The organism is Microvirga pudoricolor, assembly GCF_016892705.1.
GTDB lineage: Bacteria > Pseudomonadota > Alphaproteobacteria > Rhizobiales > Beijerinckiaceae > Microvirga > Microvirga pudoricolor.
Genome location: NZ_JAFEMB010000001.1, coordinates 1,845,833 through 1,860,018, shown reverse-complemented (window position 1 = coordinate 1,860,018; position 14,186 = coordinate 1,845,833). Strand labels below are relative to the sequence as shown.

The following is a 14,186-nucleotide window of genomic DNA, read 5'->3' as shown; positions in this document are numbered from 1 at the left end:
TCCATGACGTTGAAGGGACAGACCGCACTCGTGACCGGCGGATCGTCGGGAATCGGAGCCGGGATCGCGCAAGCCCTGGGCGCGGCCGGGGTCCGGGTGGCGATCAATTACCGCTCCGGAGGCGATGCGGCGAAGACGCTGGCCGACGAGATCACGCAGGCGGGCGGCGAGGCGTTCGCGGTGGGTGCGGACGTGTCCGACGAGGCCGCCGTGGACGCCATGGTAGCCCAGACCGTCGAGCGGTTCGGCCGTCTCGACATCCTGGTGGCGAATTCGGGCCTGCAGAAGGATGCGGCCTTCAAGGACATGTCCCTGGACGACTGGCGCAAGGTGATCGACGTCAATCTGACGGGCCAGTTCCTGAGCTGCCGGGCCGCCGTGCGGCAATTCCTGCGTCAACCCGAGACCCCGAACGTGTCGCGGGCGCGCGGCAAGATCATCTGCATGAGTTCCGTCCACGAGGTCATTCCCTGGGCGGGCCACGTGAATTACGCAGCCTCCAAGGGCGGCGTCATGCTGATGATGAAAAGCCTCGCCCAGGAAGTGGCGCATGAGCACATTCGCGTGAACGCCATCGCGCCGGGCGCCATTCGGACCCCGATCAACAAGGAGGCCTGGGGAACGGAGGAGGCGCTCCGGCGTCTTCTCAAACTGATCCCCTACGGCCGCATCGGCGAACCGGAAGACGTCGCCAAGGCGGCCCTTTGGCTGGCCTCGGACGACAGCGATTATGTCACCGGCACGACGCTGTTCGTGGACGGCGGCATGACGCTCTATCCCGGCTTCGAGGATAACGGCTGACCGCGCCGCATGGCGTCACATACCCCGACAGGAGATGGGCATGACCGAATCCGACCGCGATCTGCCCATCGAGCATTACGGCGTGATCGGCGACATGCGATCCCTGGCGCTGGTGGGCACGAACGGCTCCATCGACTTCCTCTGCTGGCCGCACTTCGACAGCCCGACGGTCTTCGGCGCCCTGCTCGACCGCAAGAAAGGTGGGCGCTTCAAGATCAGTCCCGCCCTCGACGACGCCCATCCGCGCCAGCTCTATCTGTCGGACACCAACATTCTCCTGACCCGCTTTCTCGAAGAGGACGGCGTGGCGGAGATCTCGGACTTCATGTGGGTCCGCTCGGACGGTTCGCCCGGCAAGAAACTGGTCCGGCGCGCCAAATCCGTCCAGGGCGAACTCGGCTTTCGCATGACCTTCGATCCGCGCTTCGGCTATGCCCGTGTGGGCCACAAGGTCGAGGAGACCTCGGAAGGCCTGGTGTTCGTGCCGGACACCGATGCGCAGCCCATCCTTCGTCTCCGGTCGCCCGACGCGAAGATGCAGGTGCAGGATGGCGCGGCCGTCGCCGAATTCAAACTGCGAGGCGGGGCTTCGGCCGCCTTCGTTCTGGAAGAGGTGGAGCCCGGCCAGGACTCGCCGGCCGCCGCGCCGGATTTTGTGACGAGCGCCTTCAAGGAAACCGCCAATTACTGGACGAACTGGATCGGCCGCTCGACCTATCAGGGACGTTGGCGCGAGATGGTGCACCGGTCCGCCCTCGTGCTGAAACTCCTGACGAGCCACAAGTACGGCTCCATGGTGGCGGCGCCGACTTTCGGGCTGCCGGAAACGCTGGGCGGCACGCGCAACTGGGATTATCGCTACACCTGGATCCGCGACGCATCTTTCACGGTCTACGCCTTCATCCGGCTCGGTTTCATGGACGAGGCGCGCGCCTACATGGCCTGGATCCACGAACGCGCCTGCGAGCCCTGCGGCCAGGGCCCGCTCCAGCTGATGTACGCCATCGACGGCCATCATGAACTTCCCGAGGAAGAGTTGGAGCACCTGTCCGGCTATGCGGATTCGCAGCCCGTGCGGATCGGCAACGCGGCTTACTCTCAGCTCCAGATCGACATCTACGGCGAGCTGATGGACTCGGTCTATCTCAGCAACAAATACGGCATCCCGATTTCCTATGAAGGCTGGCGCAACGTCCAGCACATGGTCGATTGGCTTGGCGACAACTGGCGCCGGCCCGACGAGGGGATCTGGGAATTCCGGGGCGGCCGTAAGGAGTTCCTGCATTCCCGCGTCATGAGCTGGGTCGCGGTCGACCGCGCCCTGCGTCTGGCGGACAAACGGTCACTCCCGGCCCCGATGACCGATTGGGCCACCTTGCGGGACGACATTTTCCGGAGCGTGCACGAGGAGTTCTGGGACGAGAAGGAACGTTCCTTCGTGCAGTATAAAGGCGGCACCTCCGTCGACGCCTCAGCTCTGATGATGCCCCTCGTGCGCTTCATCTCGCCCACCGATCCGCGCTGGCTCTCGACGCTCGATGCGATCACCCGACGCCTGGCCCGCGACAGCCTCGTGCACCGCTACGATGCCAGCGAGAGCACCTTCGATGCGCTTGAAGGCACGGAGGGCTCGTTCACCATGTGCTCGTTCTGGTACGTGGAGGCCCTGGCCCGCTCGGGTGACCTGCGCCAGGCGCGGTTCCTGTTCGAGAAGATGCTGGGCTACGCCAACCATGTCGGCCTCTATGCGGAGGAGCTTGGGCCGAAAGGCGAGCATCTGGGCAACTACCCGCAGGCCTTCACGCATCTGTCGCTGATCAGCGCGGCCTATTACATCGACCGGGAATTGTCGAACGGTCACCCGCGCGCCTGGACGATCTGAAGGCTTGCTTCGTCTTCGGGCTCGAGGGTAAACAATTCGCGCGGACGCTTGATGCCCTTCAGGGCGAAACGGCCCACGGAGACGATGCGCTGCCGCTCCGCCTCGGCGGCGGCGGCCGCGAAAGCCGAGGAGATCAGCACGTCCTTTTCGACAGAGCGGCACAGCGCCGCGATGCGCGTGGCCTCGTTGACGGCGGGCCCCACCACGGTGAAGTCGAGCCGCTCGTGGCTGCCGATATTGCCGTAGAACACCTCGCCGATGTGAAGCCCGAGATAGGCTTCCGTCACGGGCAGGCCTTCGGCGGTTCGCTCGGCGTTCAGGTCCGCGACGCGGGCCCGCATGAGTTTTTCCGCATGCAGGGCGCAGCGGCAGGCGTCCTGGGAGCGGTCGGCGTTGAAGATCGCCAGCGTGCCGTCGCCGATGAGCTTCAGGACGTCGCCGCCGGCCTCGTGGACCGACGAGATGATCGCCTCCGCGTAGTCGTTGAGGAACGGGATGATCTGCTCAGGCTCGGCCGTCTCGGTGATATGCGTGAAGCTTCGCAGATCGCTGAACCATAGGACCGCCTCAATGCGGTCCGTGACGCCCCGCTCGATGCGGCCGCTGAGCACCCGGCGCCCGGCGTCGCGGCCGAGATAGGTTTCGACCAGGGTCTCGGCGATCCGCGCCAGGGAGGTGCATTTGGCGGCCAAGGCCAGGGACGGCACCAGGCGGCACAGGGCGTCCACCTGGGCGTCCGAGAAGCCGTCGGGATGGTCCGTCGCCCAGGAGGAATAGACGCAATCCATCTCGCCGATCACGCCGTCGGCCGCGAAGCGGTGGATCATGGCCACGAAATCGGTCTGGCCCTCCGCCTTCAGGTCGTCGAGGATCGGGAAGTCGAACGCGCCGTCTCCCTTCAGGCTGCGGCGGATCAGGTTCTCGCCGGATTGCACCAGCGCGTAGAACGGGCTGCGCTGCCAGCTCTGCGCCACCTGTCCGCCCTGCGTGGAGCGGCCGTACTCCACCATGGGGGCCTGATCGCTCTCGTCGCAGCGCCAGCGGAAGACGCGGCCCTCATGGATCGGGTGCAGGGTGTCGATGAGCACGTTCGCGCGGGAGATCGGCAGGCCGTTCTCGATCAGCCGGCCGCAGAAATCCCTCAAAAGGTCGAGCTCGGACGCCCCGACGAGGCCGGCCTCGGTCATCGCCTGGGCGATCTGGTTGGCTTGCGCCTCGTTCATGGCTGTCCTTGAGAGCAGACGGGAGCCCCGAAGATAGCACTCCCGGCGCGCTTGCCCAGGGCATCCGCCGTCATTCGGCGGGCGCCGGCTCCGTGGCGTCCTGCGGCGGGGCTGCCTTGGGCTTGCGCCCGAAGCGCAGGACCAGGAGCCGCAGGGCCACGTAGAAGACCGGGGTGAGGAACAGGCCGAAGACCGTCACGCCGATCATGCCGGAGAACACCGCGGTTCCGAGCGCCTGGCGCATTTCCGCGCCGGGACCGGTGGCGATGACCAGCGGCAGGACGCCGAGAATGAACGCGAAGGCGGTCATCAGGATCGGCCGCAGTCGCAGGCGGCAGGCCTCGATGACGGCCTCGATGGGGCTCATCCCCTCCTCTTCGGCCTGCTTGGCGAATTCCACGATCAGGATCGCGTTCTTGGCAGCCAGCCCCACCAGCACCACGAGGCCGATCTGCGTCAGGATGTTGTTGTCCATGCCGCGCAGCATCACGCCGAGCAGGGCCGAGAGCACGCTCATGGGAACGATGAGGATGATCGCGAGCGGCAGCGACCAGCTCTCGTACTGGGCCGCCAGCACCAGGAAGACGAACAGCACGGAGAGCCCGAAGATGAAGATCGCCGTGTTGCCGGTCTGGCGCTCCTGGAAGGCGAGCTCCGTCCACTCGAAGCCCATGCCGGGCGACAGGTTCTGGCGCGCCAGCTGCTCCATGGTGTCGAGCGCCGTGCCCGACGAGACGCCCGGCCCCGCATCCCCCTGCAGCGACACGGACGTATACATGTTGTAGCGCTGGATGAGGTCCGGCCCCGAGATCTCGCGGATTTCCACCAGCGTCCCCATGGGCACCAGCGCCCCGGTGGCGGAGCGCACCCGCAGGCGGTTGATGTCGGCCTGGTCGACGCGGAAGCGCTGGTCGGCCTGGGCGCGCACCTGATAGACCCGCCCGAAGGCGTTGAAGTCGTTCACGTAGGCCGTGCCCAAGTTGATGCGCAGGGTCTCGAAGATGTTGGAGATGGGAACGTTGAGGATGCTTGCCTTCTGGCGGTCCACCGCCAGGAAGACCTGAGGCGAGTTGGCCGAGAAGGTGGTGAACACGCCCGACACGTTCGGGTTCTGGCGCGCCTGGCCCATGATCTGCTGGGCGGCCGCCAGAACGCTGCGCACGTCGTCGCCTGTGCGGTTCTGGAGCTGGAGCCGGAAGCCGCCCGAGTTGCCGAGGCCGCGCACCGGCGGCGGCGGGATCGCGATGATGAAGGCTTCCTCGATCTGCTGCATGCGGCCGAACAGATCGCCGATGATCTTCTCGGCGGTTTCCCCGCGCTCGATGCGCTCCTCGAACGGCTTGAAGCTCGCGAAGATCGCGGCCGCGTTGGTGGCGTTGGTGAAGGTGGCGCCCGAGAAGCCCGCGAAGGCCACCGCGTCCTTCACGCCGGGGGTCTCCTGCATGATCTTGGAGGCGCGCTGCACCACCGCGTCCGTGCGCGACAGGGCGGCTCCGTCCGGCAATTGCACCACTACGATGGCGTAGCCCTGGTCGAGGCTTGGAATGAAGCCGCGCGGCACGTGGTTGGCGATCCAGACCGTGCCGGCCAGAAGCCCCGCATAGATCGGCAGCACGATGAGCTTGTGCCGCACGAACACGCCCACGGTCTTCGCGTAGCCGTTGGAGGTCGCGTCGAAGCCCCGGTTGAACCCGCCGGCCAGACGGCTCCCGAACCGCGCGATGGGGTTGCGCGGCGCCTCGTGGCTGTGCGGCTTGAGCAGAATCGCCGCCAGGGCGGGCGACAGGGTCAGCGAGTTGAAGGCCGAGATGAGGGTCGAGACCGCGATGGTCAGCGCGAACTGGCGGTAGAACTGGCCCGTGATGCCGGGGATGAAGGCGGTGGGAATGAACACCGCCGCGAGCACCAGCGCGATGGCGACAAGCGCCGTACCGACCTCGTCCATGGTCTTGTGCGCGGCCTCCCGGGGCGACAGGCCCTGCGCGATGTTGCGCTCCACGTTCTCCACCACCACGATCGCGTCGTCCACCACGATGCCGATGGCCAGCACCATGCCGAAGAGCGTGAGGGTGTTGATGGAGAACCCGAGCATCGACATGACCGCGAAGGTGCCGATGAGCGAGACCGGGATGGCGATGATGGGGATGATGGCGGTGCGCCAGCTCTGGAGGAAGACGAGCACCACCACGACCACGAGGGCGGCGGCTTCGAACAGGGTCTTGTAGACCTCGTTCACGCTCTCGGCGATGAATTCCGTCGGGTTGTAGACGATCTCATAGGTGATGCCGGGCGGGAAATCCGCCTTGAGGCGCTCCATGGTGTCGATGATCTGGTCCGCCGCCGCAAGCGCATTCGTGCCCGGCCGCTGGAAGATGCCCAGCGCCACCGCGGGCTTGCCGTTGAGATAGGAGTTCGTCACGTAATCCTGCGCGCCGAACTCGACCCGGGCCACGTCCTGCAGCCGCACGAGGCGCCCGTCCGGGGTCGAGGTGACGATGATCTGGCGGAACTGGCGCGGATCCTCGAAGCGGCCTTGCGTGCTCACGGTCAGCTGGAACGCCGCGTCGGAGGGCGTCGGCTCTTGTCCGAGCGCGCCGCCGGAGACCTGCACGTTCTGCTCCTGGATCGCCCGCACGACCTCGCTGGCGGTGAGCCTCGAGGCCGCGAGCTTCTCGGGATCGAGCCACACGCGCAGGGAATATTGCCGCTCTCCGAACAGGATGAGATCGCCCACGCCGTCGAGGCGCATGAGGATGTCGCGCACGTTGTTGCGGGCGTAGTTCGAGACGTAGAGCTGGTCGTAGGTCTCGTCGGGCGAGAGCATGTGCACGACCATCATCAGGTCGGGCGAACTCTTGAGCGTGGTGATGCCGAGCCGCCGCACCTCCTCGGGCAGGCGAGGCGTCGCGATGGCGACCCGGTTCTGCACCAGCACCTGGGCGGTGTCGAGATCGGTTCCGAGCTTGAACGTAATCGTCAGCGCCATCGCGCCGTCGCCGGTGGAATAAGAGGACATGTAGAGCATGTCCTCGACGCCGTTGATCTGCTGCTCCAGGGGCGTGGCCACGGTGGCCGCGACGGTCTCGGCGTTGGCGCCCGGATAGGTCGCCCGCACCACGATGGTGGGCGGCGTGATGTCCGGGTACTGCGCGATCGGAAGACCGAGATACGCGACGCTGCCGACGATGAGCAGGACGATCGACAGCACGCTGGCGAAGATGGGGCGGTCGACGAAGAAATGGGCGAAACGCATAGGTCAATCCCGCCGGGCTGGATCGCGATGGATCGAAGGAAGTGAAAAGGCCCGACACTTCATCGGGCCTTTGGGATCAGGTGCCGTTGCGCTCCCGCACGGGCGGCAGCATGGTCATCTGCGGGCTGACGGGCTGGCCGGGGCGCACCCGGACGATGCCGTTGACCACCACGGTCTCGTCGCCTTTGAGCCCCTCGCGGATCACCCGGTAGCCGTCGATGCGCGGTCCCACGCGCACGGGCCGGATCGCGGTCTGGTTGTTCTCGCCCACCACGTAGACGATGCGCCGATCCTGGTCGCTGCCGATGGCTTCATCCGGCAGGAGAACGGCCTTGTAGGGGTCCGAGCCGCCCAGCGTGACGCGGCCGAAGAGGCCCGGCGTCAGGAACAGGTCCTTGTTCTCGAACACCGCGCGGGCCCGGATCGTGCCGCTTGCGGAATCGAGCCGGTTATCGACGAAATCGACCTTGCCGTTGCGGGTGCCCTGGCGCTCGTCCGTGAGGGTGAGCGACACCTCGTTGGGGGCCCCGTGCGTGGAGGTCTTGGTGCCGCCCTGGTCCTGGCGCGAATAGGCGAGGTAGGAGCGCTCATCCACGTCGAAGTAGAACTGGATCGGGTCCAGCGACACGATGTTGGTCAGGACCGTCTGGTTGGCGGTGACGAGGTTGCCCTCCGAGACGAGCTTGCGCGAGATGCGGCCCGCAAGCGGCGACTTGATCTGCGTGAAGCCGACATCGAGCTGGGCCTGGCGCAGGGCCGCCTGGGAGCGGTCGAGCTCGGCCTTGGCGGTGAGGAAGGCCTGGCGCCTTTGGTCGAAGACCTGGTCGGCGATGTTGCCGGTCTGGCGCAGCTGCTGGGCCCGGTCGAGATCGCTCTGGGCGAAGGTCTGGCGCACCTCCGCCGAGGTCACGGCGGCCTGCGCCTCCTGAAGGGCGTTCTGGTAGGGACGCGGATCGATGGTGAAGAGCAGGTCGCCGGCCTTGACCAAGCTACCGTCCTGGAAATGCACCTTGTCGAGATAGCCCGACACCCGGGCCCGGATGTCGACGTGATCGACGGCCTCGAAACGGCCGATGAAATCGTCCCGCTCGATAATGTCCTTCACGACGGGCTTGGCCACGGTCACGGACGGCGCCGGGGGCGGTCCGCCCTGGGCCTGGGCCGTCCCGAGGGCCAGAACGGAGGAAACGAGAACGCTACCAAGCACACCAACGGTCCGGAGAAGGCACATCGAGAGTCCCCTGAACGAACGGATTGTCCTGAGTCTTAAGAACGCCGCCTCTTGGATCTGTGGCGCACCAGCCCTGGCGACAACCGGGGCGTCCGAGGCCTGACCTTACGGTACGCGGGCCCGGTACCCTTGGCAATATCGCGAAGCTTCGCGCTCATCCCGGCTGCGGCGTCCGTCCCCCGACCTTCCGAAAGGCCGGGACCGTAGTGACCGGGTCCCGGCCGGGCTGTGCGCTGGGGCACACGCGCAACATCGCGCCGCACCCCGTCACGATGGAAGATATCCGGATATAACGATACGTTATTTCGACTACGATTCGTGCGCGTCACAAGCCGACGGGCATCCTGCCCTGCGGCATATCACTGGAACGGGACCACCATGGCAGGCAGCGAAGACACCATGACGTGGGAGGGCATCAGCCTCCCGGCCTTCTGGGGCGGCCGCTACCAGGAGGCCGGCCGCGGCCGCGAGGCCATGGATCAGATCAAGGCTGCGGGCGCCAACACGATCTCGATCGTGCCGGCCTTCTTCATGCCGGACAAGACCAGCAACACGATGGGGATCATGGCGGGGCGCAGCGACACCCTCGCCCAGGTCGAGGAGGCGATCCGGGACAGCCTGTCCCGAGGCCTGAAGGTGGTGCTCAAGCCTCACGTGGAAGTGAACGACGAGGTGGGTACGTGGCGCGCCGAGATCGCGCCCACGAACCCCGACCTCTGGTTCTCCAACTACAAGGCCATGATGGTGGAATACGCCAAGGTGGCCGAGAGAACCGGCGTCTCCATGGTCTGCATCGGCACCGAGATGAAGAGCATGACCGACCCCTCCAAGCCGGGCTACACGCAAAAATGGGGCGAGATCGCCGATGCGGTGCGGGCCGTGTTCAGCGGCCAGGTGATCTATGCGGGCACCGACAGCGAGGCGTTGAAAATCCAGTTCTGGGACAAGCTCGACTATATCGGCGTCGATGCGTATTTCAGCATGATGGCGCAGGGGCAGGCCAACAGCACCCATCCCACCGTCGCTGAGTTGATCGACACCTGGATCAAGCCGTCGGTCAACTGGAATTCCATCGCCGTCTACGGCGCCACCTCCGTGATCGACACGTGGAAGAACCTGTCCGAGCAATGGGGCAAAAAGGTCATCTTCACGGAGATCGGCTACGGCAGCTACGACGGCGTGAACCTCAGCCCGGGCTGGATCCCGTACGGGAGCACGGTCGACCTCCAGGAGCAGCGCGACTGCTATGAGGCCCTGTACCATGTGATGCAGAACTACGGCGGCCAATGGCTCGATGGCGCGCTGCTCTGGGCCTATTACCAGGGCGCCGATCCGGCCTCTTACGGGCTCACGCCCCTGGATTTCACCACCCAGGGCAAACCCGCTGACGCGGTGGTCCATGCGAACTTCTCGGGCCCGGCGCACGTCACCGGACTGACCTGGACCGGCACGAACGCCGCCGACAGGCTGGACGGCGGCTATCACAACGACACCCTGGTCGGGAACGGCGGCGACGATGTGCTCTGGGGCGGGGCTGGCCAGGATGTTCTGACGGGCGGAGCGGGCGACGATATAATCCAAGGTGCTTCCGGCCAGGATACGATGATCCTCTCGGGCACCCGGACGCAGTACGCCGTGACGAAGAATGCCGACGGGTCGCTTCGCATCGTGGATTTCCTGGCGGCCCGCGACGGCAGCGATACGGTGCGGGACGTGGAAACGTTCCGGTTCTCCGACGGCGATGTGTCCCTGGCGGACCTCACCGCCACGGTGCCTGTCGATCCAACTCCGCCGACCACTCCAACCGATCCCACTCCGCCGACCACCCCTACCCCGCCTGTCACTCCGGAAATCCCCGTGACACCCGTAACGCAGGGCACTCCAACCCTGCCCCCAACGCTACCGCCTAATCCCGAGAACAAGATTCTCAACGGCACCAAGGCCAAGAACAATCTCGTCGGCGGCGACGGGCATGACAGGCTTGCGGGCAAGCTTGGCAACGACACGCTCACCGGTAAGGCCGGAGGAGACATCTTCGTCTTCGACACCGCCCCCGGCCCCGGGAATGTCGACCGGATCACGGATTTCTCGGTTGCGGACGACGCGATCCATCTCGGTCACAAGGCCTTCGCGGCTCTCGCCCGCAAAGGCTCGCCGGCAAAGCCCGCCGAGATCAAGAAAGCGGCTTTTTGGACGGGAGCGAAGGCGCACGACGCGTCCGATCGCATTCTCTACGACAAGAAGACGGGCCTCCTGTCGTACGACCCGGACGGGACCGGCGCGTTGGCGGCCGTTCAGGTCGCCAAGCTCGCAAAGGGCCTCTCGATCACCCACAAGGACCTGTTCGTCATCTGAGGCAGGCGGGAGCTTGAGAGGCCGGAACTTGGAAAACAAGAGCCTAGCCGCGAGGCTGGGCTATGCCCGCAACGGCTTGAGGGCGCCGGTCCAGCGCGCCAGCTCGTCCAACAGCGGCTTCACGGATTTTTGCGTGATTTCGCTCGGGCTGAAATTCTGCTCGTCGTCGAAATATTGCGACACCATCGGGATGGTGACGGCCTCAGGGATCGGCATCATCTTGAAGGTGGTCAGCATCAGCTTTTCCATCTGAACAGCCCGCAGGCCGCCGGAGATACCACCGTAGCTGACGAAGGCCGCCGGCTTGTAGTGCCATTCCGTCACCAGGTAATTCATGGCGTTCACCAGCGACGGCGGCGGCCCGAAATTGTATTCCGGCGTCACGAACACGAAGGCGTCGGCCTCGCTCACCTTGGCGCTCCAGGCCTTGGTGTGGGCGTGCCGGTAGTTGCGCAGGCGCGGATGCTCCGGCTCGTCGAAAACCGGAAGATTGAAAGCCGCGATATCGACCAATTCGGCATCGAACCCGCCATGGGCGACGGCCTCCTTGTGAAACCACCCGGCAATGGACGGGCCGATGCGGGTGGGACGGGTGCTGCAAATGACAACGTGAAGCTTGAAGGCCAAAACATGTTCCCTTTTATGATCGATCGGGCGCAGCAGGATTGACCCTACGACACGTCCCAAGCCCGCAAGTGCAAGCCTTCACAGCATCGAGGACAGGTGCGCGGATGGTAGAATCCCGGATGAGGCCACCCTGCCATGCGAGCAGGGCGGCCCTCCCGAGATTGTCAGAGCGGCTTCAGACCCGCCTCGATCTGGGCCCGGCGCGGCTCCAGGAAGGGCGGCAGCGCGAGGCTTTCGCCCAAGGTGGCCAGGGGCTCGTCCGTGGCGAAGCCCGGTCCGTCGGTGGCGACCTCGAACAGGATGCCGCCGGGCTCCCGGAAGTACAGGCTCTTGAAATAATACCGGTCGACCGGGCCGCTGGACGGTGCCCGCAGGGTCTGCAGGCGCTCCCAGCATTCCTGGTAGGTCTGCTCGTTCGGCGTGCGGAACGCCACATGGTGCACGCCGCCCGCGCCCGGCTGGGCCGGCGGCAGGCCGGGATCGACCGCCACGTGCAGTTCGGCGGCGGGACCGCCCGCTCCCATCTCGAACACGTGGATGCTGCGCTCTCCGATGCGGTATTCCCGTGCGGCGCGCATATCCATGCCCTCGGTGAGAACGCGGGCGGTGCGGTCGAGCTTCGGCACGCTCATGGTGATGGGGCCCAGGCCCCGAATCTGGTAGCGCTCGGGCACGGGGCTGCGGTCCCACGGATGCGCGTCACCCGCGCCGCCGTCGTCCACGAGACCGAGGCGCTGGCCTTCCGGATCCTCGAAATCGACCCAGAGCCGCCCATCCCGCTCCACGATGCCCGTATGGGCGATGCCGCGCTCGTCGAAGCGCTTCGTCCACCATTCCAGCGCCTCCTGGCCGCCGACCCGAAGCGCCGTCTGCGTGACGCTGTGGGTGCCCCGGCGCTCGCGGCCGACGGGCCAGTCGAAGAAGGTCAGGTCCGAGCCCGGTGAGGCGAGCCCGTCCGCATAGAACAGGTGGTAGGCGCTGACATCGTCCTGGTTGACGGTCTTCTTGACGAGGCGCATGCCGAGCGCCCCCGTGTAAAAGTCGTGATTGCCCGGCGCATTCGCCGTGACGGCGGTGAGATGATGAATTCCAGTGAGCTGCATGGCGCCCTCCTTGGCGTGTGGGCTCAAGATATGCTTGCAAGGGCGCACAATCGATCCCTGCATCGCCAAGGATAACTTGCCAAAATGCAAGATGCCCAGGCAACCACCAGGGCATCTCGTGGACGTGAAGGAGACAGGAGCGCCGAAGCCCTACGCGGCTTTCTTGCCCCGCAGGTCTTCGGGCGTCACATCGTCCGGGATCGGACAGACATAAGCCTTGCCGCCGGTGCGCTCCTTCAGCTCGGCCTTGGCACGGGCGATGAGGTCCGGGTTGCGGAAGGCATCGGCGGCCGTGGCCGCCATGGCCTTGGCGGCCAGCACCATGCCCTTGTGGGCGGCGGGCAGGTTGCCCTGGGCCACGAGCTGCCAGGTGTGGAAGGGCGTCCCGATGGCGAAGCAGGCCGCGTGGCACTGGGCGGTGGGCACCACCCAGCTCACGTCACCCACATCGGTCGTTCCCATCATGACGGTCTCGCGCTCCGGCATGGCCAGGATCCCGTCGTGCAGCACCTTGACTTTAAGCGACACGTCGTGCGGCTTCACGCTCGCCAGGATGTCCTCGTCCGTCAGCGAGGCCCTCTGGAGCTTCTCGGCGAAGGCCCGATCGGCCGCGTCGAAAGCGGGCGGCCCGAGACGGCGCATGTTCTCGTACATGGCGCCTTGCAGGGCCTTGTTGGGCAGCACGTTGGAGGTGGCGTCGGTGATCTGCACCGACACGCTGGTTTCCGTCATCAGCGCCGCGCCCTCGGCGATCCTCTTCACGCGCTCGAACAGTTTTTGGGCGTCGGCGAGTTCGGGCGAGCGCACCAGATAAAGCGATTCCGCGTAAGCCTGCACCACGTTCGGGGCATCGCCGCCGGTATTGGTGATGGAGTAATGCACGCGGGCGTCGGACGGCATGTGCTCGCGCATGTAGTTCACGCCCACATTCATCAACTCCACCGCATCGAGGGCCGAGCGGCCGAGATGCGGGATCGCGGCGGCGTGGGCGGCGCGGCCCTTGAAGCGGAAATAGGCCTGCACGGTGGCGAGCGAACTCGTGGTCTGCACCTCGTTGACCACGCTCGGATGCCACGAGAACGCCGCGTCCACGTCGTCGAAGGAGCCGTGGCGGGCCATGAAGGTCTTGCCCGATCCGCTCTCCTCCGCCGGGCAGCCATAATAGCGCACCGTGCCGGCGATCCCGGCCTCTTCCAGCGCCATCTTCAGGGCGACGGCGGCGAGCGCCGAGCCGGAGCCGAGGAGGTTGTGGCCGCAGCCATGGCCCGGCGTCCCGGCCATGGTCGGCTTGTGCTCCGTGACGCCCGCCTCCTGGGCGAGATCCGGCAGGGCGTCGAACTCACCGAGGACCGCGATGACGGGCCCGCCCCCTCCGGCCTCCGCGATGAACGCGGTCGCCATGCCGGCGACGTTGCGGGTGATCCGGAAGCCGTCCCGTTCCAGCATGGCGATCTGCTCCTCCACGGAGCGGTGCTCCTCGAAGGCCAGTTCCGGCATGGCCCAGATCCGGTCGCTCGACGCGCAGTAATCCGCCGCGCGGGCCTCCACGTGACGGACGATTTCATCGAGGCTCAGGCGGTCGTTCTGCACGGGCAAAATCCTTCTGGGTTACGTTTCGCGTCTCCTTACGCCCTGAAATGCCCCTGCGAAAGCCTGAGGATCCTTCGCCCCCCGCCGAAGCGTTCGCGATGGCGTTTCGGTGGCGGCGGCC

Annotated in this window: 9 protein-coding genes; 3 read left to right on the top strand and 6 right to left on the bottom strand. The window is 66.1% G+C overall.

All coding sequences use genetic code 11. The features are described from left to right. Window positions 1–3 precede the first annotated feature (3 nt). Both ILT42_RS08720 and ILT42_RS08715 read left to right on the top strand, forming a co-directional pair. Window positions 4–801 (top strand): SDR family oxidoreductase, encoded by a 798-nt coding sequence (locus ILT42_RS08720; RefSeq protein WP_204215043.1) that lies wholly within the window; start codon window positions 4–6, stop codon window positions 799–801. Between the two features lie 40 nt (window positions 802–841). Then, window positions 842–2,683: a glycoside hydrolase family 15 protein gene (locus ILT42_RS08715; RefSeq protein ID WP_204215042.1), complete on the top strand. Its 1,842-nt coding sequence runs from the start codon at window positions 842–844 to the stop codon at window positions 2,681–2,683. Here ILT42_RS08715 and ILT42_RS08710 read toward each other — a convergent pair. The 3 genes from ILT42_RS08710 to ILT42_RS08700 all read right to left on the bottom strand — a co-directional run bounded on the left by ILT42_RS08710 (window position 2,659) and on the right by ILT42_RS08700 (window position 8,390). Continuing rightward, window positions 2,659–3,906, bottom strand: a complete 1,248-nt coding sequence (locus tag ILT42_RS08710; RefSeq protein WP_204215041.1) for an adenylate/guanylate cyclase domain-containing protein — start codon at window positions 3,904–3,906, stop codon at window positions 2,659–2,661. The genes ILT42_RS08715 and ILT42_RS08710 overlap by 25 nt on opposite strands. 70 nt (window positions 3,907–3,976) lie before the next feature. Next, a complete protein-coding gene (locus ILT42_RS08705) occupies window positions 3,977–7,159 on the bottom strand; it encodes an efflux RND transporter permease subunit (protein WP_204215040.1) in 3,183 nt (1,060 codons plus the stop codon). Between the two features lie 76 nt (window positions 7,160–7,235). Then, window positions 7,236–8,390 carry an efflux RND transporter periplasmic adaptor subunit gene (locus ILT42_RS08700; RefSeq protein ID WP_204215039.1) on the bottom strand — a complete coding sequence of 385 codons (1,155 nt, stop codon included), beginning with the start codon at window positions 8,388–8,390 and terminating at the stop codon, window positions 7,236–7,238. 378 nt (window positions 8,391–8,768) lie between these two features. Between ILT42_RS08700 and ILT42_RS08695 the strand changes: the two genes are divergently transcribed. Beyond that, window positions 8,769–10,745, top strand: coding sequence for a glycoside hydrolase family 113 (locus ILT42_RS08695; RefSeq protein ID WP_204215038.1), 1,977 nt, complete (start codon window positions 8,769–8,771; stop codon window positions 10,743–10,745). 60 nt (window positions 10,746–10,805) lie between these two features. On the opposite strand, the gene ILT42_RS08690 is transcribed toward ILT42_RS08695, so the two are convergent. From ILT42_RS08690 to ILT42_RS08680, 3 genes are all read right to left on the bottom strand, one after another. After that, entirely contained in the window at window positions 10,806–11,372 is a 567-nt protein-coding gene (locus ILT42_RS08690) for an NADPH-dependent FMN reductase (RefSeq protein WP_204215037.1), read from the bottom strand. Between the two features lie 164 nt (window positions 11,373–11,536). Then, on the bottom strand, window positions 11,537–12,475 hold the full coding sequence (locus tag ILT42_RS08685) for a ring-cleaving dioxygenase (RefSeq protein ID WP_204215036.1): 939 nt from the start codon (window positions 12,473–12,475) through the stop codon (window positions 11,537–11,539). Window positions 12,476–12,625: 150 nt separating this feature from the next. Then, entirely contained in the window at window positions 12,626–14,065 is a 1,440-nt protein-coding gene (locus ILT42_RS08680; RefSeq protein ID WP_204215035.1) for a M20 family metallopeptidase, read from the bottom strand. Window positions 14,066–14,186: the final 121 nt, after the last annotated feature.

Bases quoted from the DNA above. Each gene is read 5' to 3' on its own strand.
- ILT42_RS08710 (WP_204215041.1), bottom strand. From the start codon at position 3,906: ATGAACGAGGCGCAAGCCAACCAGATCGCCCAGGCGATGACCGAGGCC.
- ILT42_RS08685 (WP_204215036.1), bottom strand. From the start codon at position 12,475: ATGCAGCTCACTGGAATTCATCATCTCACCGCCGTCACGGCGAATGCG.
- ILT42_RS08720 (WP_204215043.1), top strand. From the start codon at position 4: ATGACGTTGAAGGGACAGACCGCACTCGTGACCGGCGGATCGTCGGGA.
- ILT42_RS08695 (WP_204215038.1), top strand. From the start codon at position 8,769: ATGGCAGGCAGCGAAGACACCATGACGTGGGAGGGCATCAGCCTCCCG.
- ILT42_RS08715 (WP_204215042.1), top strand. From the start codon at position 842: ATGACCGAATCCGACCGCGATCTGCCCATCGAGCATTACGGCGTGATC.
- ILT42_RS08705 (WP_204215040.1), bottom strand. From the start codon at position 7,159: ATGCGTTTCGCCCATTTCTTCGTCGACCGCCCCATCTTCGCCAGCGTG.
- ILT42_RS08700 (WP_204215039.1), bottom strand. From the start codon at position 8,390: ATGTGCCTTCTCCGGACCGTTGGTGTGCTTGGTAGCGTTCTCGTTTCC.